Source organism: Peredibacter starrii, from assembly GCF_034259205.1.
In the GTDB taxonomy this organism is placed as follows: domain Bacteria; phylum Bdellovibrionota; class Bacteriovoracia; order Bacteriovoracales; family Bacteriovoracaceae; genus Peredibacter; species Peredibacter starrii.
On record NZ_CP139487.1, the window covers coordinates 708,458 to 730,721 of the forward strand.

Below are 22,264 nucleotides of genomic sequence, written 5' to 3' on the forward strand. Positions count from 1 at the left end.
CTCTATGGAGAAGCTTTGCGTAATCGGACTAGGATATGTTGGACTTCCACTTGCTGTGGAATTCGCAGAAAAATACCCTGTGATTGGTTATGACATTGATGCAAAAAGAATTCAGGAACTACAGGCCGGAGTGGATCGTACACTCGAAATTACCTCGGAAAGACTGAAGAAGAATTCAATTCGGTACACGTCTCAATTAGAAAAAATTGGTAAATGTAATATCTATATCATCACAGTTCCCACTCCTATCGATCGAGACAAAAATCCTGATTTATCTATCCTACTAAAAGCATCAGAAGATGTTGGAAGAGTTTTAAAACAAGGTGATCTCGTCATATACGAGTCGACAGTTTATCCAGGCTGTACCGAAGAAGATTGCGTTCCTGTTTTGGAGAAGGTCAGTGGGTTGAAGTTTAATCAAGATTTCTTCTGTGGCTATAGTCCGGAACGGATTAATCCAGGAGATAAGTCTAAAACCATTCGGGATATTGTTAAAGTGACCAGCGGATCTACGCCTGAGGTTGCGGATCGGGTTGATGCTCTTTATAGAAGTATCATCAATGCTGGAACACATAAGACCAGTTCTATGAGAGTAGCAGAAGCATCTAAAGTCGTCGAAAATACTCAACGAGACCTCAATATAGCATTTGCTAATGAACTTGCTATGATGTTTGAGAAGATGGGGATTAACACCCACGAAGTGCTGAAAGCTGCTGGTACCAAGTGGAATTTTATGAAGGTTGTTCCCGGGTTGGTGGGTGGACAGTGTATCGGTGTGAATCCGTACTTTTTGTCCCATCAAGCACAGAAACATGGTTACACATCTAAGTTAATACCGATGGCCAGAGCGATTAATGATCAGATGCCTGCCTACGTAGCCTCTCAAGTTATTAAGCAAATGATTAAGAAGGGAATCGAGGTTAAAGGAGCCAGGATCCTAGTTCTCGGGATAACTTTTAAGCCCAATTGTCCGGATGTCAGGAATTCAAAAGTTTTGGATTTGATCAGAGAGCTTGAGGATTATGAATGTGTGGTTGAGGTGTATGATCCGTATTTCCTAGAAGAAGATAAGAAAATTATCGACAACCATATCCTAAATGTTTTGAATGAAAAGTCCCTTCTTCGTTACCAGATCGTGGTTTGCGCCACGAAGCATGACTCACTACAAAGTCTTGAAATAGATATCTCAGACTATTACTCATTTGAACCCAAATTATAAGTCAAAATTTTATCAGATGAACTTAGTTTTTAACTGTAAATTTAGACTGGTAAGAAATAGTATATTTCCACAATGAAAATCAAGAAAACATTACATCAATTCAATAGCGTTTTGGATACCACGAATATTGGTAGAGCAGCCAAAAAGAAATTGAAGTATATATTTCAGGATCTTTTACGAGAGAAGCCTTTTTGGTGGAATAAAATCCTCTTGGAGAATCAGAGAAGAAAATTTTGCTTAGACTCAGGCCACAGAGTTAAAATCGTATTTTTGATACATTTACCCACCTCTTGGACCGCTTTGAAGAGCATTTACGAAGCTTGCGTCCCAAATGAAAAAATCGATCCTATTTTGGTTTTAACGCCTCGAAGACAAAATCGTTTTACAGATAAATGGGAAGGATTAATTGAAGCGCAAACTTATTTTGACTGTATTAATATTCCTTATGTAGTCAGCTGCACTAAAGATTATACTGAATGGTTAGATCTAAAAGCACTTAAGCCAGATGTCGTTTTTATACAAACTCCCTATGAGGACCAGAGACATCCACTATACAAAATCGGCAAATTAAGTAAGTTTACTAGAGTCTGTTATGTTCCCTATGCCTTTATTTTAACGGCAGGAACTTTCGAAAAAGATTTTTATGGCACTTATTTCCATCGAGATTGCTGGCGGATCTTTGCAGAGTCTGAATATCATAAAGGAAAATTTGCTCAGTATTGTGATGAGAATCGAATTATTGTCACTGGCTATCCTAAATTTGATGAATATCAGGAACTGAAAAGTAGTGAGATGGAGACATCCTCAAAGACTATTCTTTGGGCTTCACATTGGACAATTCAGGATGAGCATTTTAACGCATCAACTTTTTTGAAAAATTACAAATATTTTCTCAGGTTCGCTAGAGAGAATGCGCATATAAAGCTCATCTTTAGACCGCATCCATTCCTGTTTAGGGCCCTCGTTGAGGGTAAGCATTTTACTGAAGAGCAGCTGAATGAATTTATCAAGGAGTGGTCGGATTTACCAAATACGGAGATTGACAAAAATCCAAATTATTTCGAGGTCTTCGTGAGGACGGATATTCTTGTGACTGATAATGGTTCTTTCTTGGGTGAATATCTTCTAACAGGAAAACCTATTATTTATACCCATAACTATAAAAGCGATAGTTTCAATTTGAATGATTATGGCGTTCAATTAACCAAATTTCACTATGTCGCAAGAAACGTGAATCAACTTGAAGAGCTAATCAATGACATATTTTTATGCGGTCATGATTACCTGAAAGAAAAGCGTGTAGAGAATTCAAAAAATCTAATTCATTCTTCTGGCGAAAAAGCTGGTGATTTGATTGTGAGGAATATAATTAATGAGTTTTTATCAAAAGCTTGATCTGAATAGCTATAGTTCTTATATCTTTGACTGTGATGGAGTAATTTTTGACTCAAATCAATTAAAATCGGATGCTTTCGTTGACGTCTTGGATTACTTTGGATTCAGCGAAAAAGTAAAGTCAGAATTTATAAACTACCACCAGGCTAATGGTGGGGTATCTCGGTACGTGAAGTTCAAATACTTAATCACGAATTTATTAAAGCAAGAGTTTGATGAGAACTTATATGAGAAACTTCTCATGTTGTATTCTTCTAAGTGCGTCGATTTATATGGAAGAGCCCAGTTTGTTCCAGGAGTGGAAAATTTTATAAAGCATTCTAAATTACCTCAATCGGTTGCCTCCGGTAGTGATGAGCAGGAGCTGAATGTGATTTTTAAAGACAGAGGTATTTCTGAGTGCTTTGATCTAATTTTGGGTTCTCCTAAAACAAAGAGTCAATGTGTGGATAAAATCATGAAAAACTTAAAACAACCGAAGAGAACCGCTTTTTTTGGTGACTCTTACTCCGATTATGCTGCTGCTGCTGCGGCTGGATGTGATTTTATATTCGTTTCTCAATTTTCAGAGGCGAGAGATAGGATGTTGAGTGTATGCCAGTCTAATAATTGCTTTATTATTGAAAATTTCGAAGGACTATTGTGATTACCGTATTTTTACCATGCCGATCTGGCTCCGAAAGAGTCAAAAATAAAAATATTCGCACTTTTGCTGGAGTTGAAGGGGGGCTAACCCGAATCAAAATCGAGCAGTTGCTAAAGATTTCTCAAATCCAAAGAATAGTTCTATCCACTAATGACGAAGAGGTTATGAAAATTGCAGAAAGTTTTAATGACCGAAAAATTCAGATTGATAGAAGACCCCAACATTTAGCTCTCTCTAGTACAAGTACAGATGAACTTATTGACTATGTAGGGAAAATTATCACAGAAGGGGATATCTTGTGGACTCATGTAACTTCTCCCTTCGTGTCCGCTGAAACATATTCCAGAGCAATTAAAAAGTATTATGAGGTCACCAATGAAGGGTATGATTCTTTGATGTCTGTATCAAAGATTCAAACTTTTTTGTGGTCGAGTGAGGGAGCGTTTAATTATGACCCTCTAATTGAGAAATGGCCAAGAACTCAAACATTAAGACCTTTATATGAGGTTAATAGTGCCTTTTTCATGGCAAATCATTTAACTTATATATCATTAAAAAATCGGATAGGGCAAAAACCCTATCTGCTTGAAACTAGCAAAATTGAAAATATAGACATAGATTGGGAAGAAGATTTTCAATTTGCTGAACAAGTATGGAGAACAAGATAATGAAGAGAATTAATATTTTAGATTGTACATTGCGTGATGGGGGCTATTACACGAATTGGGATTTTGATAATTCGGTGGTGGATGCATATTGTAAGGAGCTAAATGAGCTTCCTGTTGAATATGTGGAAGTTGGTTATCGAAGTCCTGCAAAGAAAGAATACCTTGGCCGATTTTTTTATCTTCCGAAATTGGTACTGCAAGACTTACGCAAAAAGCTTCCTAGTAAAAAATTGGTAGTAATGCTTAACCTTAAAGATATTTCAGTTGAGTTATTACCAAGCTTAATTGGAGATCTTAAAGGGCAAGTTGCCATGATTCGTATTGTCTCTGCTCCGAGCGAAATCCAAGAGGCTATGAAAATATGTAAGGCCATTAAACTCATGGGGTTTGAGGTTGGCATCAATATGATGTACATGTCTAAATGGAGCAATTCGGATGTAGAGAAGATTCAGAATGCTCTCCCTAACTTAAAGGAAGCGGCGGATATCTTATATCTTGTTGATTCATACGGTGGAGTTACTCCTGAGCAATTCCGGAATATCATCCGGACCCTAAAACCTCTGTGCCCAGTACCTCTGGGATTTCATGGTCATAATAATATAGAATTGGCCCTTGCAAATGCGATTGTAGGACTTGAAGAAGGATTAGAAAATTTTGATACTACCGTTCTTGGAATGGGACGTGGTGCTGGAAATTTGAAAACTGAATTATTTCTAATTTACTTAGAAAGCGCTGATGTTTTGAAGTCTTTAAACTTAAATGCCATTGCTCAGATCGTAAATGCTTTTACTCCGCTTCAGCAGCAATACGGTTGGGGAACGAATGTGCCATACATGATCTCTGGAAGTAAGAATTTACCGCAGAAAGAGGTAATGGATTGGATGGGGATGAAAAGATACGATATCGATAATATCGTTGTCGCACTCCAGGGCATGGTAGCCAAAAACTCGAATGTACAAATTAAACCGATAGATAATCTTATCAACAAGAGAAGCTTCAAAAAAGCGATCATTATCGGCGGTGGACCTTCAGTAAAGTCTCATAACGAAGCTATTTTTGAATATGTTTCAAAAAATCCGGACGCTCTTTTAGTGAGTTCTAGTACTCATTATGCTGGCGACTGGTTAAAGACAGGCTTAGAACAGGTCATCTGTCTTATGGGTAATGAAGGAAAGAAAATCGACCATCTAGATCAGTTCATGGACACAAAAAACATTTCTTTTGTTTTCCCTACGTCTCCAAGGGCCATGGGTCTTTATGTTCCTGAGGGAATTCAGAAAAATTGCTACGAGTTGGATGGTGATTGCTTACTCAAAGGAACTCCAAGTGATGCTCCTTTATCACTTGCAATGGAGTTGGCGCTGAGATTTAAAGTAAGTGAAATCGAACTAATTGGTTTCGATGGTTATGCTCATTTACAGGGTGAGGCTGTCGATTTTGACCTGCATTCTGAAACACAAAAGATTATTAATGCGGCTACCAAGATCGATTCCGTGAAATGGAAGTCTCTTACTCCAACCCACTATGAAGGTATTAGCACTTCTTCAATTTACAGTTTGTTATAATCTCTATTAACTGGGAGACTTTATGTCTCCCAGTTCTTCTTTAATAATAAAAAAAGCCCTAAAAAAAGAACCAAAAATGAGATCGCCATATTTGTGGCTACGGCATACATTGAAGAATGGTTTAGAAAATTTAGAATAATAAAAACTAAAAATGTTAGGACATAACTTTTAAGAAGCTTACTGTCTTTTTTTAGTGCATAAAGAGGCATCATCGTTGCAGATGACAGAGACAAGCAGGTTGCCGCAATGATAAAGATATAGAGTAGGCTCGAGTCTGAGATGAAAGCCGCTCTATTCAAGATCTTTAATACGAACTCATTTCCAATAGACAGACACCCTCCCAATATTAAGCAAGTAAGGATTACTTTCTTTAATAAAGAATAATAACTTTTCGTAAGAGTCTTGCTTTTCAAAATCTCGTACGTAGATGGTGAAATAATACTTGTATCAACGAGGGTCTGGATCGTAAAAGCCATGGAGTAAAAAAAAGAATAAATCCCTACTTCAGAGACACTTGTAAGAAAATTGATGATGTACTTATCCAAAGTGAAGAGTGATCGGCTAACGATAGTAATTGCAAGATATATTGCAGAAGTTCTTAGACCTTCTCGGATAAATTGTTTATCAAATTTAAAAAACTTCAGCTCTTTTATTCTGATTTTGGTGCAAATGAGAATTAATAAAAGTGAAGCTAGTGAAGTTATCCAAATCATTAAGATGTTATCGAGATTAAATTTCTCACGGTTAATCAAAAGTAAGATTAACGGGAAAACTGTACTGCAACAGGTTCTTAAAAGGTGGACAACATTGGCTTGAACAACCTGATTTAATGGAATCTGAATTCTAAATATTTCGGTGAAAATATGTTCTAAGAAAAGGATTATTGAGAACCAGATAAAATAGCTAAGTTCGATTCCACCATAAAGTATAAGGAGCGGGGTCAAAATCAAAGATAACAGGCCAGTGAAACTGGTAAATACGAAGTGGTTGTATATGACATTTTTTTTATCACTAGATTCAATCAATATTCTGCTTGTGTAGTTAAAGAAGTTAACCCCCATTATACTGAGCATTAATGAGATGCTTGTATTAACGAGTGTCAATCTCCCTAGATCTGGAAGCGAGAGGAATTTGGCGGACAGGAGAATAAATAGGGTTTTGAGCCCAATACTTGCGCCCCTGATTGAGAATATCGTTAAATTTTTGACCTGAAGCAAACCGTAGCTCCCATTTCTTGATTCTATAAGTTAGTGAACAATGACACGAAGAATTTAATTGCTCAAGGGGACTGAACTAGGAATCTATTCAATACGTATTACAGTAACCTAAAGTGGTTCCCCTCCTTGAAGTAAAAATATTTGGCATGACTATTGTGCGCCGCATTTCCATTATCAAAGAATCGTTTAAATGCTATTAATTATTCATGAAAAGCACCATTCTCATTACCGGGGGAGCAGGTTTTATTGGCTCCAATTTTGTTCCATACTTCCTCGAGAAGTATCCCCAGCATAATGTAATCAATCTCGATAAATTAACCTATGCAGGGGATCTGTCTCATCTAGATGAGATCAAAGAGCATCCTGGTTACGTCTTTATTCAAGGCGATATCTGTGACCGCGAATTATTAGAGAAGATTTTTAGTGAGTATGATGTTCAAGGGGTGATTCATTTCGCCGCTGAATCCCATGTTGATAACTCCATTACTGGACCAGGTGAATTCATTCGCACCAATGTAGTGGGTACTTTTACGCTTTTGGATGTTGCAAGAAAAACTTGGATGGACGGCCCTTTTAAGTTTAAAGACCAGTATAAGAACGCTAGATTTCATCACATTTCGACCGATGAAGTGTATGGAACTCTTGGTGAAACAGGCCTTTTCCTAGAGACAACACCTTACGCTCCAAACTCACCTTACTCAGCATCTAAAGCAAGTTCCGATTTGATAGTGAGATCTTACTTCCATACATATGGCATGGATGTTGTAACCACTAATTGTTCTAATAATTACGGACCCAAGCAACACAATGAGAAACTAATTCCAACGATTATTAGAAAGGCATTAGCGGAAGAAAAAATTCCTGTTTATGGAGACGGGAAAAACATTCGCGATTGGCTTTATGTTCTTGATCACTGCACTGGAATTGATCTGGTTTTTCATAAAGGTAAGAGTGGAGAGACTTATAATATTGGTGGAAGAAACGAGAAATGCAATATTGATATCGTAAAACATATCTGTTCAATTCTCGATCAAAGATGTCCACGGAAGAACCAAATAGCGTATTCTGAGCTTATCTCATTTGTGGCAGATCGACCTGGACACGATCGAAGATATGCTATTGATGCTACTAAAATCGAAAATGATTTGGGTTGGCGGGCTAATGAGAATTTTGAATCTGGAATCATTAAAACAGTAGATTGGTACCTTAAAAAGGCAGGTCGATAATGAAAGGAATTGTGTTGGCCGGTGGTAGTGGTACAAGATTGTACCCGATTACGAGAGGCGTTTCTAAGCAGCTTTTGCCAATTTATGACAAACCTATGATCTACTACCCCTTATCAGTTTTAATGTTGGCGGGGATTAAAGATGTACTGATTATAACCACCCCTGAAGACTCTGATTCTTTTAAGCGTCTTCTTCATGACGGTTCTTCATTTGGTTTAAAATTATCATATGCAATTCAACCTAAGCCTGAAGGCTTGGCTCAGGCCTTTATCATTGGTGAGAAATTTATCGGTAATGACAGTGTGTGCTTAATCCTAGGAGATAATATCTTCTACGGACAAGGATTTACTCCGATTTTGAAGCGAGCAATTGAAAACAATACGGGTGGTACTATCTTTGGTTATAAGGTGAAGGATCCGGAGCGTTTTGGAGTTGTTGAATTCAATCCTTCAACCCTAGATGTTTTATCTGTAGAAGAAAAACCAAAAAGTCCTAAATCTTCTTATGCTGCAACCGGATTGTATTTCTACCAGAACAGCGTGATTAATATTGCTAAATCTATCAAACCATCTTCTCGAGGCGAGCTAGAAATAACAACAGTGAACAATGTCTATCTAGAAAAGCATGCTTTAAAGGTCGAGTTGTTAGGCCGTGGATTCGCATGGCTTGATACAGGAACTCACGATAGCTTAATTGAAGCTGGCCACTACGTTGAGACTATTCAGAATATGCAAGGATTAAAGATTGCTTGTTTGGAAGAGATTGGCTGGAGAAACGGCTGGCTTAATGATGAGCAACTATTAGTGCAGGCCAAGCTGAATTCCAAAAACGAATATGGCCAATATCTCCTGGGCTTACTTGGTAAGGCATAATGAAAAATTACTCTGTTGATTTAAAGGGTATCAGTGATAATCGTGGACTTTTGGTCTCTTTGGAGAGTTTCAAGAATGTCCCTTTTGAAATCAAAAGAGTGTACTATCTCTGCAAACTTGATTCTCAAGCGCCGAGAGGATTTCATGCTCATAAGAATCTGAAGCAACTAGTTGTTTGTGTAAGTGGGAGCTGTGATTTTCTACTCGATGATGGGAAAGAAAAAATTCAAATAACTTTAAATGATCCGACGAAAGCGCTCTTTATAGAAAGCATGATCTGGCGTGAAATGCATAATTTTTCAAAAGATTGTGTGGTGATGGTTCTAGCAAGTGAACACTATGATGAAACTGATTATATTCGAGATTACGAAGTTTTTAAGATTAAGGCTGCAAAATGATTCATCAATTAAGTGATGTGATGTCTGAGTCAATTGGTGAAACCACCAATATTTGGCAATATGTGGTTGTACTTAAGGGGGCAAAAATTGGTGAGAACTGTAACGTTTGCTCTCACTGCTTCATCGAAAACGATGTCGTTATTGGCGATAACGTTACCATCAAAAATGGTGTTCAGATTTGGGACGGCGTACGAATTGAAGACAATGTTTTTATTGGTCCGAACGTGACCTTTACCAATGATCAGTTCCCTCGTTCAAAAGTTTACCCGGATAAGTTTTCTGGAGTGATAGTCAAGAAAGGTGCCTCTATCGGTGCCAATGCTACAATACTACCTGGTGTTACAATCGGAGAGAAGGCTATGATTGGAGCAGGAACAGTAGTTACAAAAGATGTTCCCCCATATGCTGTTGTAGTCGGAAATCCTGGTAAAATTATTAAAATGTTGGAGAAAGAATCGTGATCGAATTTTTAAGTCTAAAGGATGTTAATAACGAAATGGCCCTAGAGCTTAAAGAAGCAGCTAATAGAGTCATTGATTCTGGCTGGTATATTTCTGGAAATGAACTTGGTTCATTTGAAAAGAAGTTCGCTGAATATTGCTGCGTAAAGCATTGCTTGGGCGTTGCCAATGGATTAGACGCTCTTATTCTCACGATTCGTGCTTGGAAAGAGCTTGGAAAGCTTAAAGATGGGGATGAGGTACTAGTCCCTGCAAATACCTATATCGCCAGTGTTCTCGCGATCACGGAGAATAATCTGAAACCGGTCCTGGTCGAGCCAGAAGAAAAAACATTCAATCTAAATCCTGAATTATTAAAGCAGCATTTAACTGCCCGTACGAAAGCAATTTTGCCAGTTCATCTCTATGGGCAATTAGCTGATATGCCTAAAATCTGCCAATTCGCAAAAGAACATAATCTTTTAGTTTTAGAAGATTCGGCTCAATCTCATGGTGCAAGCATTGATGGCAAAAGAGCGGGAAGCTGGGGAGACGCCTCTGGATTCAGTTTCTACCCAGGGAAAAATCTAGGTGCCCTTGGCGATGCCGGTGCAATTACGACGAATGACGATCAACTCGCTGATGTTCTTATGTCTCTTAGAAATTATGGGTCAAAACAAAAATATAAAAATGATTTTGTCGGTGTAAATAGTCGTCTCGATGAGATTCAGGCTGCATTTTTGTCAGTTAAACTTAAGTATCTTGATGATCAGACAGCGAGAAGAAGAAAAGTGGCAAATCAGTATCTCGCTGGTTTAAAAAATACTCTGGTTCAGGTCCCACATGTCGTAAGACAAGAACAACATGTTTGGCATTTATTTGTAGTGAGAACCACTCACCGAGAAAAATTACAGACTTATTTAAAAGAGAGTGGGATTCAAACTCTTATTCATTATCCCATTCCGCCTCACAAACAGCAGGCCTACAAAGAATTCAATTCTATGAGTCTACCTCTGACAGAGAAAATCCATGAAGAAGTATTGAGCTTACCAATTGGGCCGACAATGAGTCAGATCGATGTGGAAACTGTTATTTCTCGAATCAATTCTTTCAGAGCTTAGTCAGTCATGAAGCCTGCGGTTAGTATCATCGTCCCGAGCTACAATCACGAGCGGTATATTAGCTTGCTCATAGAGTCTATCTACGCTCAATCTTTCAAAGATTTTGAGTTGGTAGTTGTGGATGATGGATCTAAAGACGGTTCAGTTCAATTGCTTCGGCAATTATCTGAAATTCATGGTTTTCGTTTAATCTCGAAGGAAAATGAAGGAATCTGTAAAACGATCAATCGAGGACTTCGTGAATCAACTGGAAACTATGTTTTAATTATTGGAAGTGATGATATCTTGCCTCTGAACCGACTTAAAGAACAGGTTGAGTATCTAAGGTCACATCCTGAGGTTGATGTAATTGCTGGAAGTGTGATCCAAATCGATATGGAAGGAAAAGAGGTTGGTAAAAATACTCCTCGCATCCTTGGAGCTGTTTCATTCGAGCAAATGTTGATGGTTAATCGAGTTTCAGCTGCCACTTGTATGATTAGAAGAAGTGTTTACACCCGCTGGGGTATGTATAAAGAAGATCACGTTTTTGAAGACTATTATATGTGGTTGAATGTTCTTTATCATGGCGGGAAAATAGTTAATCTCCCGAATGTTTTTGCTTATTACAGAATTAGTAATCCTAATTTAGAGAAAAAATTCAACTGGTACTACAAAGGTGTCATGCAGGCTTTTGACGAGTTTAAAAATGATTCACGAGTTGAAAAAGCGAGATCTCGCTACGCTCTCATTTATGCAATTAAACTCAGCCTTCTATTAGGCTCAAAGTTCTTTGAAAATTACTCTAATGTTCATTTGCGATTGAATGCATTTGGAAAATTAATTGTATCGATTGTGGCATTCAATCCTGAAGGAATTCGTAATTTCGTGCTAAAATTATTAAAACTTAAGACTTAGTTTTTGGAGTAAAAGTTAATAATAGTTAGATCTAAACCTTCATCTAAACTGATTTCTGGTTTCCATCCCAGCGATTTGATCCTTGAAACATCAAGAAGTTTTCTCATTGTTCCATCAGGTTTTGTGGAATCAAAAAACAGTTCACCTTGGAACTTCATCTTTTTACCAATGATCTTAGCAACCTCACCAATTTCGATATCTTCACCAGTTCCAACGTTCATGAAGTCAGGAGTATCATTCCCTTGATTCATTACATGGATACATGCTCGGGCCATATCATCTACATAAAGAAATTCACGACGAGGTTTACCAGTACCCCAAATTTAAAATGACTTATCACCATTTTTAATGGCCTGATCAAAACGAGCAATAAGACCAGGGATGACATGTGAATTCGTTAAGTCGAAATTATCATGTTCTCCATAGAGATTGGTTGGCATCACTGAAATCCAGTGAAGTCCATATTGTTTTCTGAAGGATTCTGCTGTTTTAAGGCCTGCGATTTTCGCAATGGCATAAGGCTCATTGGTGGGTTCGAGAGGAGAAGTAAGTAGATATTCTTCTTTTAATAGTTGTGGAGCATTTTTAGGGTAGATGCATGAGCTTCCTAAAAAGAGAAGGTTTTGCGTCTTAACTTTAAAAGCGGCATTGAAGACATTTTGCTGAATTTGAAGATTTTCAAAAATAAAATCAGCGCGGTAAGTGTTGTTAGCAAGGATGCCTCCAACTTTTGCTGCGGCCAAAAACACGTAGTCAGGGCGGTAATCTTGAAAAAAAGTTTCAACATTATTCTGGTTTAAGAGGTTAAGCTCAGTGCGGCCAATGGCCTTTACGTTCGTAAAACCTTGCTTCAGAAGATTTCTATGGATGGCTGAACCAACCATCCCACGAGCGCCCAGAACAAGAATTTTATCGGTTTTATTCATGATACTGCATTACCTTATGGCCACCATCGAGTAAGTATTTATCTTTTTTAAACAATTCGAGGTCAGAAGCCATCATATCCTTCACTAGGCTTTGGAGATTGTGTTTCGGTTTCCATCCAAGTTTTTGCTTCGCCTTGGTTGGATCTCCCAAAAGTAAATCTACTTCTGTATGTCTAAAATATTTTGGATCAACTGCTACAACTTCCATACCAGTTGGTAATTGAAATTCACCTGAACATTTTTTTACGAAGCCTTTTTCATTTATACCAGATCCTTGGAACTCAAGTTCAATCTTAGCTTCGGCAAAAGAAAGTTTAACAAAATCACGAACCGTTGTTGTCACGCCTGTCGCAATCACAAAATCTTCAGCATTTTCTTGCTGAAGCATTAGCCAAATTGCTTCAACATAATCTTGAGCATGACCCCAATCACGTTTAGCGTCTAGGTTTCCGAGGTACAATTTTTTTTCAAGCCCTAGAGCAATCTTAGAAGCAGCTCGTAATTTTCCGAGTTACAAAAGTTTCTCCACGAATAGGAGATTCATGATTGAAGAGGATTCCGTTACAGGCGAAAATCCCAAATGCCTCTCGGTAATTCACAGTAATCCAATACGCATAGAGTTTTGCGACTGCGTACGGTGATCGAGGATAGAATGGAGTTGTTTCTTTTTGTGGAGTTTCCTGCACCAGGCCATAAAGCGAGTTTTTATTCCAGTCATAAAATTCTAATCGCTTCTAAAATTCGAAGAGCTCCAGTTCCATCAACGTTGGCCGTGTATTCTGGTGTTTCGAATGAAATCTGGACATGACTTTTTGTGTCAAAGTTGTAAATTTCAATAGGTTGAACTTCTTAAATGATTCTAATTAAGTTTATTTTGTCAGTAAGATCACCATAAGAGTTTTAATCTTATGCTTTTCTCATTAGGGTCTTGATATAAGTGGCTTATACTATCGGTATTAAGAAGCGAGGACCTTCTTTTTACACTATGTACTCCATATCCTTTTGAAAGAAAAAGTTAACTGAGATAGGCTCCGGCGTGTTCTGTAATACCAGTAATGAGTGCTCGCTTTTCATTCTAGAATACTAAATCACCATTTGAAGGAAGGTAAACGATTCGATAGATTCTTTATCTATGAAAAATGAAGATATTTGGACTATTGAAATTAAATCTCATTCTGGTTTGTTCAACTTAAAATTAAAGGAAATATGGACCTATAGAGACTTGTTATGGTTATTCGTCCGGAGGGACGTTATTACGGTCTATAAGCAAACTATTCTTGGTCCACTATGGTTTATTATCCAACCATTGCTTACTACACTTATGTTTTCTCTTGTGTTTGGAAGAATTGCAAGGCTCTCAACTGATGGTATACCTCCATTTGTTTTTTACCTCGCTGGTGTCACAATTTGGAGTTATTTTTCAGAGTGTTTGAATAAAACATCCAATACATTCGTTTCAAATCAAAATATTTTCGGAAAGGTTTATTTTCCTCGAATCATCGTTCCTGGATCAATTATTATTTCTACGTTAGTTCGTTTCGGCGTTCAGTTGGGAATTTTTCTAGTTGTTTGGATATATTACTATCTTCAAGGACAAGTAAATCCAAACTATGTAGCAGTATTATTGCCATTCATTGTTTTAATTATGGCCATATCTAGTATGGGCTTTGGTATGCTGTTTTCATCTATGACAACAAAATATAGAGATCTTCAATTCCTTTTAAATTTTGCTGTTCAGTTATGGATGTATGCCACTCCAATCATTTATCCACTTTCTTCGATTCCGGAAAAGTATGTAAGTCTAATAAAGTTAAATCCTATTACCCCTTTGGTGGAGTGCATGAGATTCGGTTTTCTAGGAAATGGGAGTTTTTCTTTAGGGGAAGTATTTTATAGTTTTATTTTTGCTATAGGTGTTTTTAGCTTGGGCTTTTTTGTTTTTTCGAGAGTTGAAAAAAACTTCATGGACACCGTTTAAATCGGCGAAAAATATTTTTTTAACAGGTAGTAGATGAGCGACGTTGTAATTAAAGTAGAAAATTTATCAAAGCAATATCGACTGGGTACAGTCGGTACAGGAACACTTTCTCATGATCTGAATCGTCTGTGGGCCAAAGTAAGAGGGAAGGAAGATCCATATCTAAAAATTGGCGAATCTAATGATCGCACACTAAAAGGAGATTCTGAATACGTTTGGGCACTTCAAAACATGAACTTCGAAGTTAAACGCGGCGAAATGTTGGGAGTTATTGGCCGAAATGGTGCTGGTAAATCTACTTTATTAAAAATTCTTTCTCAAATCACAAGACCAACAACTGGTTCTGTAAGCATGAAAGGTAGAGTGGGATCACTTTTAGAAGTAGGAACAGGTTTTCATCCAGATCTCACGGGAAGAGAAAATATCTATATCAATGGCGCGATTCTAGGGATGCGAAAATGGGAAATAAACAAACGCTTGGATGAAATTATAGATTTTGCCGGAGTTGAACGCTATCTCGATACCCCAGTAAAGCGTTATTCCAGCGGTATGAAGGTGCGACTTGGGTTCGCAGTTGCAGCTCACCTAGAACCAGAAATTTTAATTGTGGATGAAGTACTGGCAGTTGGAGATGCTGAATTTCAAAAGAAATGCTTTGGGAAAATGGAAAAAATCTCAAAAGAAAACAGTCGCACTATTCTTTTGGTAAGTCATAGTATGGATGCAATTGAAAAAATGGCATCGAGAGTTATCTGCTTGGATAAGGGGATGCTCCAGTTTGATGGCAACGCTACTGAAGGAATAGATAAGTACCTTGATAAGAAAGAATTAAAGAAATGTCGTGCTGAATTTAATACTTCTACATTTGAAAGATATGGCGATCGTAAATTTGGAGAATTGCTTTTTGTCGAGAGTCTAAATTCGAAAAATGAATTGCAGGACAATTTTTTCTTTCAGGATGAAATGATTTTCAAGGTCGGATTCAAATTAAACAGAAATTTTAACAACCCGGAAATTGGGATTTGTATCAACAATCCCAAACGGGCCAGATTGCATCACTTAGTTTCTCACTGGAAGCATGACTTTGGAGAAATAAAAGAGGGGTATCACGAGGTTTTAATAAGAGTTCCTAATCTAAAACTTTATCCAGGCACTTATTCAATTAGCGCTTGGATGAGATGTTACAAAGCACATTCATCAGATGATTTTATTGAGGATGTATTGGTTTTCAATGTAAGACCAAATTCAAGTCTAAAAGAAGTTAACTTTTCAGACTATGCACACTCTGGCGGTGTGTGGGTTGATAATAAATGGGAGTTGCTATCTTGAATTACGCAATTATCTATAGTCGCATGAATTCATCGCGACTTCCCGGTAAAGCTTTGATCGATATTGGAGGGAAACCTCTCCTCCAGAGATGTATTGAGAGAGTTCAAAAAAGTAAATATTTTAAACCGATTATCGCAACTTCATATGAAGATAGTGATCTTCCTATTTGTGATTTAGCAAAAGATATTGGGGTCGACGTATTTCGAGGTAGCTTAGAAGATGTTGCATCAAGGACTATAAAATTTCTAGAATCAACTGCATGTAATTATTTCGCCAGAGTGAATGGGGACTCTCCTTTCGTAGATGGGGAGCTATTGGATCGTGGATTTGAAATTATTAGTACTCAAGAGATGGACATCATTACGAACATTCATCCAAAAAGATCATTTCCCTATGGGATGAGCGTAGAGATTCTAAAGGCGAATACATTTTTAAATAATGCTCCAAAATTCAAAGATCTCGAAAGAGAACACATAACTTCGTTCTTTTATTCAGAAATAAGTCAGTTCAAGTATCACAATATTGTTTTTGAGGAGGAAAATCTTAGTAATGTTTCATTGGTTGTAGATGAGAGAAGTGACCTAGAAAAGATAAATAAACTTCTAAAGTTATACCCATCATTGTTTGATTTATCCTACGATCAAATTCTCAATATCTTCAAAAAACATAATAAGTGAGCAATGAATGATGAGAATTAAAGAAGCATTTGTATATCCGAGAGAACTATTGTCATTCGTTGTTGCGAATTATGACATCGTAATTGCATTCTTTGTTTCTCTTGTTTTAGTACCTTCATGTTTTCTTGTGGGGACTATCGGCTATATTCTTTTGCGAGATATTTTATTTAGATTATTCGTAATAAGACCTGAGACAAACTTCTTAGGGGATTATGCTTGTTATATAGAAGATGACTCAATATCGAGATGGGTTACTAATGAAAAAATAAATTCAGATATCGTGTTTCTTGGTAATTCCCATGTAATGGACGCTATTAATCCATCAGTTGTAGCCTCACTGACTGGGAGAAGTTGTTTTAACTTTTGTTTTTATTCAATAAATTTCCCTAATTTATTGAGACTTGCTGTGGAAAAAGAAATAGCACCTAAAATCTTAGTCGTTGATATAAGCACTCGCTATTCTATGTACGATGATGTTCAGATGGAACGATTAAGGCGTCTTGCAGCTCCGTATGGGAAAAAGAAGCTTCTTTTGCATGGATTTTCTGATGTAGCCTCTGCATTTTTGCCATCTTTTTTTGTGCCCAAAATGTTTACTCCAATAGTAAACCGCTTAAGCAGTAAAGTTTTTTATGCATTTAAAGATGGAGTTATATCTTGTGGGAGATATTCACCCTTTAGGACATTGTTTTCTTATGAATGGAGAGTTCATAAAAAAACTAATTATCGTGAAGTTATTCATAAGGCACCAAAGAAGAAGTTTGAAATTCGAGAATACGATAAATTGCTTAATAGATGTATTGAAGAAACAAAATTGTACTGTCCTATTGGGTCTGACAAGTATATTAAAAGTTTTTCTAAGATGACAAAGTACTCATTGTTACTTAAGTCTAAGGAAGTTCGGCTAATATTTCTTCGCCTGCCTTTAGATCCAAGGATGATTGAATTTGAAAACACGTCTTACAATGTTTTTTTTCAGGATTTTAAAAATTGGTCTCTTAGACATGGTTTTGAATACTTTGATCTAAGTGAGAAAGACCACCTAGATCAGATAGGTGACGTTGTATTTTATAATGATGGACTACATGTCATAAGTGAGAGCTCGGTTAAAATATCAAAATATATGGCTGAAATTTTGAATTTCAGGGGAGGAAATCTTGATAAATCTATACTCAATTAGGCCCAAGGGTTTTAACATCGGAAATGATGTAATCTATTTAGGTGTTTGTCATTTTGTGAGACAGGCGTTTAAAGAAAATTTTAACATTATTTCTTTGCCTGCAACTAGTAAGTACGAAGCGCATAAAAAATCTGGAATTTCTTCCCAAACTGTTTATGAAGTTAATCAGTTTGGAGATGGTTTAATTGTTGGTGGCGGTAATCTTTACGAAAATGGCGAATTGGAAGTTAATCCAATCGCTCTTAAAGCTCTCGAAAAGCCAATGATGATTTTCAGTGTTTCTAGAGGTCGAATTTATAATAAGTCTCTAGAGCTGGTAAATAGAACTGATACAATGCCAGATGACAGGATTTCAATTTTGAATAGTTATTCTGCGATTTCTTTGTCGAGAGATAAATCAACAAAGCAGTATATTGATAATCTTGGTCACCCAGAAAATATTTTAGGAAGTTGCCCGACTCTTTTTATTAATGAGATTCCACAACATATTGTTCCTCTTTTAAATTCTGACAAAACGGATGCCCTTATTTCAATTAGAACTCCGAGCTTGATGAGTATTCCAGTGTCTTATCAGTATAAGTTTAGGGATGACCTGCTTCAGATGATTGAGGTTCTTAAAGAGAGTGGTTATAAGAATGTGAAGTTGCTATGCCATGATCACAGAGATATTCCTTTCGCAGCGTCGATAACGAACGTTAGTTATGTTTATACTGATGATGTGTATACATATTTATCATTGCTCAGAAATACGAGACTAAATGTTACGTTCCGTCTTCATTCTTTTTTACCATGTCTAGCGTACAATGTTCCGGCCATCAAATTTAGTTATGATGAGAGAGCTATGAGCATGATGGATACTATTGGCATGGATCAATGGAACATTAATTATGTGAAACAAGATCCAATCGTTGAATTTAAAAATCGAGTTAAGAACATCCAGGAATTAGATACGATTAAAGCTAATCTTAACAAAAATCTTTGGCCTGCATTCAGAGAAACAATTATGACTTCGACTAATAAGTTTGCAGAACTTGTTCATGAGAGAAGAGGGTAGTTTCAATGAAAAAGATTCACATTATTGCTGAAGCTGGAACAAACCATAATGGAAATCTTCAGAAAGCGATAAATTTGGCAGATATCGCTCAGAAGGCTGGAGCTGACTCTGTAAAGTATCAAATCATTTATCCATGGGGATTATATCTCCCAGGAGATTACTGGTACGGACATTACAACATTAGAGACGTAATCAAAATTCGCGAAGAGGGTATGCTTAAAGACGAAGATTACTCAGTCTTAAATAAGCACTGCCTTTCAAGTGGAATTAGCTTTGCTGCCTCGGTTTTTGATGAAAAAGGCTTAGATTTACTTTTGAAGTTAAACCCTCCTTATATCAAGATTGCCTCTTGTGATCTAAATAATATTAGATTTTTAAGACAGGTCGCTGAGAGGAAAAAGAAAATTGTATTGTCCACGGGGATGTCTAGCTTACAAGACATCGAAAAGACGCTCACGGAAATTAGCAAGGAAGGAAACGCTGACATCGTTCTTCTTCATTGTGTTTCTGTTTATCCGGCGAAGTTAAAACAGACAAATTTACCTTTTATCTCTGAACTTAAGCACCGCTTCGGTACAGAGATTGGTTTTTCTGATCATACAGGAGACAGTACTGCTTCATGTATTGCTCTTTCTTTAGGGGCTACGTGGTTTGAAAAGCATTTCACAGAGGATAAAGAGCAAAAGGGCTTTGATCACGCTTACGCATTGGATGAGAATGAATTGAAGGACTACGTAATGGCTCTTCATGATGCAAATTTTTCTCTATTTGGGGAAAAACCTAAAATTACAGATGAAGAAGCTTACACACGCAGAAGAGCAAGACGTTCAATTTATGCTTCTCGCAAAATCTTGAAAGGTGAGATTATTAGAGATGAAGACGTATTAGTTGTAAGACCCGAAGGAAAAATGAATGCAGATGATATTGATCTTGTAATTGGATCTAAAGCGACTGTTGATATCGAACAGTATCAAGCTTTTGAGCTAAATCTAGTGAATAGGTAAAATGTTGTGAATTTACTTTTTCTATGTAAGGCATCTGAAAAGATTGGACTTGGACATCTTGTTCGAAGTAGATCGCTTGCCCGTTTTTTATCTAAAAAGCCAGGCATTATAGTAGACTTCCATGTGATTGAACAAAACTTTGATAGACTATCTGTAGGCGAAAATATTTCGTATTCATTTTTTGCGAATGAATCTGATCACAAGCTTTCGAAAGATTATGATCTCATTTTTTTAGATATGCTGAATGTGGGGGAAGAATTATTTCGAAATTTAAAACAAAATTCGAAATTAGTACTTCTTTCCCCTGTGTTCAATAAGATAAATGAAGTGGATTTCTTTTTTCATCGAACTTCTTATCACCCGTCACTGGCCAGCCTAAGCAATGTTCGCAAGTATGCGGGTTTAGATTATTCTATCATTTCTGACGAATGCATTAGAATTGCTGAAACTCGATACCGTGAAAACCTTAATACTCTATCTCTCCCTATAGCCATTTCTATGGGTGGAGGAGATGCTAATAATAAGACTTTAAAACTTTTAAAAAATCTAAAGAATTGCAAAGCACCTGTTACTTTTTGGGTTCTCCTGGGGGAAGGGTACTCCCATTCTTATGATGAGTTAGTCAAAGAAGTGACCAAGGATACTACTCATGAGGTGATTCTAGTTCGATCTAATAGGCACATGTGGCATGTACTTCAAAACTGCGCCCTCGGGATATTCCCTGGTGGCATCACAGTTTATGAGGCGGCTTATGCTGGTTTACCATCAGTGGTAATTGTTGAAGATGATGCCCAGGCTTATTTGGTTGAAGAATTAGTCGAGAAAGGAGTGTGCTTAACAATTAGTGCATCAGCGGAGAGCTACCCGAAGTCCCTTGTTGAAGTAATTGATGGAATTTTTAAAGATCGTTCAAAACTTCTTAATATGCATGCTTCATCAGTATGTATCGATGGTCATGGCAAAGAGCGAATCTTCAATCTTATTAATGATTTTGTTAAGGAATCAAGATGAAAGAAATTGGCGTCATTGATTACGGTAGCGGTAACTTTGGTTCAGTCTGGAATGCCTTAAGCAAATTAGATGTGAAACTTCATAAGGTAAGTAGCTCTGAACAATTGCTTAATTGTAGCCATATTGTTCTCCCAGGTGTAGGGGCTTATAGTGCTGCCATGTCTCAATTAAATAAAATGGGAATTGTGGAGGCTCTGTCAGAGGAAGTTCTAAAAAAAGGAAAGCCGTTTCTTGGTATTTGTGTAGGCATGCAAATCCTTTCCAAAAAAGGATTTGAACACGGAGAACATGAAGGTTTAGGTTGGATTGATAGTGAAGTACATAAACTAGATGTTGCTGAATATCCTTTGCCTCATATCGGTTGGAATTCGATTGTTAATGGTCTCGAAGCTTCTCCACTAACAAAGAATTTTGATCAAGACGCATCATTTTATTTTGTTCATAGCTACTTTATGAAAATTAAAGACTCAGCTTGCGTGATTGCTGAATCAGTATATTCACAACGGTTCACGTCAATCGTTTCCAAAAATAATATACATGGAGTTCAATTTCACCCGGAAAAAAGTCAGTTTTATGGATTAAAACTTTTAGAAAACTTCACGGAACTAAAATGCTAAAGAAGAGAATAATTCCGGTTGTCCTTTTGCGTAATGGGGCCATCGTTCAGAGTCGACTGTTTAAACGATTCCAAGTGCTTGGTGTTCCCTCTGCCGTTGTAAAACGTTTAAGTAGCTGGGCATGTGACGAGCTAATTTATTTGGATATATCACCTGGAGGAAGCTATTCATTTGGGCGTGAAGATTTAAATTATCCTGAACTTTCGGGAATATCTGATGTCATCGAACTCGTTTCTAAAAGTTGTCTTATGCCTTTAACCTTTGGTGGAGGGATTAGAAATATAGAAGATATTAGATTCCGTCTGTCTCTAGGCGTAGATAAAATAACACTTAATACTGCAGCTGTTGAAAATCCGTCTTTAATAAGTGAAGCATCAAAGCTGTTTGGGTCTCAATGCGTAGTTGTAAGTGTCGATGCTAAAAAAAATACAGATGGCCGCTATTGCATTCTTAAAGGTGGCAAAGAGTTACAGGACAAATGTCCTGTAAAATGGGCACAAGAAGTAGAAGCACTAGGCGCAGGGGAAATTCTACTTAATTCCGTCGACCGTGATGGAACCGCATCAGGCTTTGATCTCGAGTTAATCGAACAAGTTGCAAGTAATGTAAAAATTCCCGTAATTGCGATTGGTGGAGCAGGTGAATGGTCACATTTCGAAGAAGTACTTCTTCAAACAAAAGCAAGCGCAGTAGCTGCTGCCAACATTTTTCAGCACTCCGAAAATAGTGTGTATAATCTTAAAAAATATTTATTTGATAAAGGATTTAATGTTCGAAAGCCCTTAAAGCTTTCTCACTTAAGTTCGAATTTATAGAGAGAATCA

20 protein-coding genes and 2 pseudogenes are annotated in these 22,264 nt (G+C 37.1%); 20 read left to right on the forward strand and 2 right to left on the reverse strand.

What is annotated here, in order from left to right:
• Nucleotides 1-4 precede the first annotated feature (4 nt).
• From SOO65_RS03560 to SOO65_RS03610, 11 genes are all read left to right on the forward strand, one after another.
• On the forward strand, nt 5-1,219 hold the full coding sequence (locus tag SOO65_RS03560; protein WP_321397038.1) for a nucleotide sugar dehydrogenase: 1,215 nt from the start codon (nt 5-7) through the stop codon (nt 1,217-1,219).
• A gap of 72 nt (nt 1,220-1,291) precedes the next feature.
• Complete coding sequence (locus tag SOO65_RS03565) at nt 1,292-2,614, forward strand: CDP-glycerol glycerophosphotransferase family protein (RefSeq protein WP_321397042.1); 1,323 nt, start codon at nt 1,292-1,294, stop codon at nt 2,612-2,614.
• Complete coding sequence (locus SOO65_RS03570; protein WP_321397045.1) at nt 2,592-3,260, forward strand: HAD family hydrolase; 669 nt, start codon at nt 2,592-2,594, stop codon at nt 3,258-3,260. Before SOO65_RS03565 ends, SOO65_RS03570 begins: the two co-directional genes overlap by 23 nt.
• Nucleotides 3,257-3,928, forward strand: a complete 672-nt coding sequence (locus SOO65_RS03575; protein WP_321397048.1) for an acylneuraminate cytidylyltransferase family protein — start codon at nt 3,257-3,259, stop codon at nt 3,926-3,928. The genes SOO65_RS03570 and SOO65_RS03575 overlap by 4 nt, the downstream gene beginning before the upstream one ends.
• Nucleotides 3,928-5,493, forward strand: a complete 1,566-nt coding sequence (locus tag SOO65_RS03580) for a hypothetical protein (protein ID WP_321397051.1) — start codon at nt 3,928-3,930, stop codon at nt 5,491-5,493. Before SOO65_RS03575 ends, SOO65_RS03580 begins: the two co-directional genes overlap by 1 nt.
• Before the next feature lie 1,423 nt (nt 5,494-6,916).
• Nucleotides 6,917-7,936: a dTDP-glucose 4,6-dehydratase gene (rfbB, locus tag SOO65_RS03585; protein ID WP_321397054.1), complete on the forward strand. Its 1,020-nt coding sequence runs from the start codon at nt 6,917-6,919 to the stop codon at nt 7,934-7,936.
• Nucleotides 7,936-8,808 (forward strand): glucose-1-phosphate thymidylyltransferase RfbA, encoded by an 873-nt coding sequence (gene rfbA / locus SOO65_RS03590; RefSeq protein ID WP_321397058.1) that lies wholly within the window; start codon nt 7,936-7,938, stop codon nt 8,806-8,808. The genes rfbB and rfbA overlap by 1 nt, the downstream gene beginning before the upstream one ends.
• Nucleotides 8,808-9,206: a sugar 3,4-ketoisomerase gene (locus SOO65_RS03595; RefSeq protein WP_321397061.1), complete on the forward strand. Its 399-nt coding sequence runs from the start codon at nt 8,808-8,810 to the stop codon at nt 9,204-9,206. The genes rfbA and SOO65_RS03595 overlap by 1 nt, the downstream gene beginning before the upstream one ends.
• Nucleotides 9,203-9,667, forward strand: a complete 465-nt coding sequence (locus tag SOO65_RS03600) for an acyltransferase (RefSeq protein ID WP_321397067.1) — start codon at nt 9,203-9,205, stop codon at nt 9,665-9,667. Before SOO65_RS03595 ends, SOO65_RS03600 begins: the two co-directional genes overlap by 4 nt.
• The gene (locus tag SOO65_RS03605) at nt 9,664-10,767 is read left to right on the forward strand and encodes a DegT/DnrJ/EryC1/StrS family aminotransferase (protein WP_321397070.1); all 1,104 of its coding nucleotides are present in this window, start codon (nt 9,664-9,666) and stop codon (nt 10,765-10,767) included. Before SOO65_RS03600 ends, SOO65_RS03605 begins: the two co-directional genes overlap by 4 nt.
• Nucleotides 10,768-10,773: 6 nt before the next feature.
• Nucleotides 10,774-11,664 (forward strand): glycosyltransferase, encoded by an 891-nt coding sequence (locus SOO65_RS03610; RefSeq protein WP_321397074.1) that lies wholly within the window; start codon nt 10,774-10,776, stop codon nt 11,662-11,664.
• On the opposite strand, the pseudogene SOO65_RS03615 reads toward SOO65_RS03610, so the two are convergent.
• Nucleotides 11,661-12,590 (reverse strand): annotated as a pseudogene (locus SOO65_RS03615) (GDP-L-fucose synthase family protein). The gene SOO65_RS03610 and the pseudogene SOO65_RS03615 sit on opposite strands and share 4 nt — an antisense overlap.
• Nucleotides 12,583-13,647: pseudogene (gene gmd / locus SOO65_RS03620) on the reverse strand (GDP-mannose 4,6-dehydratase). Before gmd ends, SOO65_RS03615 begins: the two co-directional pseudogenes overlap by 8 nt.
• A 75-nt stretch (nt 13,648-13,722) precedes the next feature.
• Here gmd and SOO65_RS03630 point away from each other — a divergent pair.
• From SOO65_RS03630 to hisF, 9 genes are read left to right on the forward strand one after another with little or no spacing between them, the layout of a single operon-like run.
• Nucleotides 13,723-14,568, forward strand: a complete 846-nt coding sequence (locus tag SOO65_RS03630; RefSeq protein ID WP_321397076.1) for an ABC transporter permease — start codon at nt 13,723-13,725, stop codon at nt 14,566-14,568.
• Nucleotides 14,569-14,601: 33 nt separating this feature from the next.
• Nucleotides 14,602-15,897, forward strand: a complete 1,296-nt coding sequence (locus tag SOO65_RS03635) for an ABC transporter ATP-binding protein (RefSeq protein WP_321397079.1) — start codon at nt 14,602-14,604, stop codon at nt 15,895-15,897.
• Nucleotides 15,894-16,574, forward strand: coding sequence for a cytidylyltransferase domain-containing protein (locus tag SOO65_RS03640; protein WP_321397081.1), 681 nt, complete (start codon nt 15,894-15,896; stop codon nt 16,572-16,574). Before SOO65_RS03635 ends, SOO65_RS03640 begins: the two co-directional genes overlap by 4 nt.
• Before the next feature lie 7 nt (nt 16,575-16,581).
• A complete protein-coding gene (locus tag SOO65_RS03645; RefSeq protein WP_321397084.1) occupies nt 16,582-17,754 on the forward strand; it encodes a hypothetical protein in 1,173 nt (390 codons plus the stop codon).
• Nucleotides 17,732-18,808, forward strand: a complete 1,077-nt coding sequence (locus SOO65_RS03650) for a polysaccharide pyruvyl transferase family protein (RefSeq protein WP_321397087.1) — start codon at nt 17,732-17,734, stop codon at nt 18,806-18,808. The genes SOO65_RS03645 and SOO65_RS03650 overlap by 23 nt, the downstream gene beginning before the upstream one ends.
• Before the next feature lie 5 nt (nt 18,809-18,813).
• Entirely contained in the window at nt 18,814-19,812 is a 999-nt protein-coding gene (locus SOO65_RS03655; RefSeq protein ID WP_321397090.1) for an N-acetylneuraminate synthase family protein, read from the forward strand.
• A gap of 6 nt (nt 19,813-19,818) precedes the next feature.
• Complete coding sequence (locus SOO65_RS03660; RefSeq protein ID WP_321397093.1) at nt 19,819-20,823, forward strand: glycosyltransferase; 1,005 nt, start codon at nt 19,819-19,821, stop codon at nt 20,821-20,823.
• The gene (gene hisH, locus SOO65_RS03665; protein ID WP_321397096.1) at nt 20,820-21,440 is read left to right on the forward strand and encodes an imidazole glycerol phosphate synthase subunit HisH; all 621 of its coding nucleotides are present in this window, start codon (nt 20,820-20,822) and stop codon (nt 21,438-21,440) included. Before SOO65_RS03660 ends, hisH begins: the two co-directional genes overlap by 4 nt.
• The gene (gene hisF, locus SOO65_RS03670; protein WP_321397099.1) at nt 21,434-22,255 is read left to right on the forward strand and encodes an imidazole glycerol phosphate synthase subunit HisF; all 822 of its coding nucleotides are present in this window, start codon (nt 21,434-21,436) and stop codon (nt 22,253-22,255) included. The genes hisH and hisF overlap by 7 nt, the downstream gene beginning before the upstream one ends.
• Nucleotides 22,256-22,264 lie beyond the last annotated feature (9 nt).

Bases quoted from the DNA above. Each gene is read 5' to 3' on its own strand.
- SOO65_RS03560 (WP_321397038.1), top strand. From the start codon at position 5: ATGGAGAAGCTTTGCGTAATCGGACTAGGATATGTTGGACTTCCACTT.
- SOO65_RS03565 (WP_321397042.1), top strand. From the start codon at position 1,292: ATGAAAATCAAGAAAACATTACATCAATTCAATAGCGTTTTGGATACC.
- SOO65_RS03570 (WP_321397045.1), top strand. From the start codon at position 2,592: ATGAGTTTTTATCAAAAGCTTGATCTGAATAGCTATAGTTCTTATATC.
- SOO65_RS03580 (WP_321397051.1), top strand. From the start codon at position 3,928: ATGAAGAGAATTAATATTTTAGATTGTACATTGCGTGATGGGGGCTAT.
- rfbB (WP_321397054.1), top strand. From the start codon at position 6,917: ATGAAAAGCACCATTCTCATTACCGGGGGAGCAGGTTTTATTGGCTCC.
- rfbA (WP_321397058.1), top strand. From the start codon at position 7,936: ATGAAAGGAATTGTGTTGGCCGGTGGTAGTGGTACAAGATTGTACCCG.
- SOO65_RS03595 (WP_321397061.1), top strand. From the start codon at position 8,808: ATGAAAAATTACTCTGTTGATTTAAAGGGTATCAGTGATAATCGTGGA.
- SOO65_RS03600 (WP_321397067.1), top strand. From the start codon at position 9,203: ATGATTCATCAATTAAGTGATGTGATGTCTGAGTCAATTGGTGAAACC.
- SOO65_RS03610 (WP_321397074.1), top strand. From the start codon at position 10,774: ATGAAGCCTGCGGTTAGTATCATCGTCCCGAGCTACAATCACGAGCGG.
- SOO65_RS03630 (WP_321397076.1), top strand. From the start codon at position 13,723: ATGAAAAATGAAGATATTTGGACTATTGAAATTAAATCTCATTCTGGT.
- SOO65_RS03635 (WP_321397079.1), top strand. From the start codon at position 14,602: ATGAGCGACGTTGTAATTAAAGTAGAAAATTTATCAAAGCAATATCGA.
- SOO65_RS03645 (WP_321397084.1), top strand. From the start codon at position 16,582: ATGATGAGAATTAAAGAAGCATTTGTATATCCGAGAGAACTATTGTCA.
- SOO65_RS03655 (WP_321397090.1), top strand. From the start codon at position 18,814: ATGAAAAAGATTCACATTATTGCTGAAGCTGGAACAAACCATAATGGA.
- hisH (WP_321397096.1), top strand. From the start codon at position 20,820: ATGAAAGAAATTGGCGTCATTGATTACGGTAGCGGTAACTTTGGTTCA.
- hisF (WP_321397099.1), top strand. From the start codon at position 21,434: ATGCTAAAGAAGAGAATAATTCCGGTTGTCCTTTTGCGTAATGGGGCC.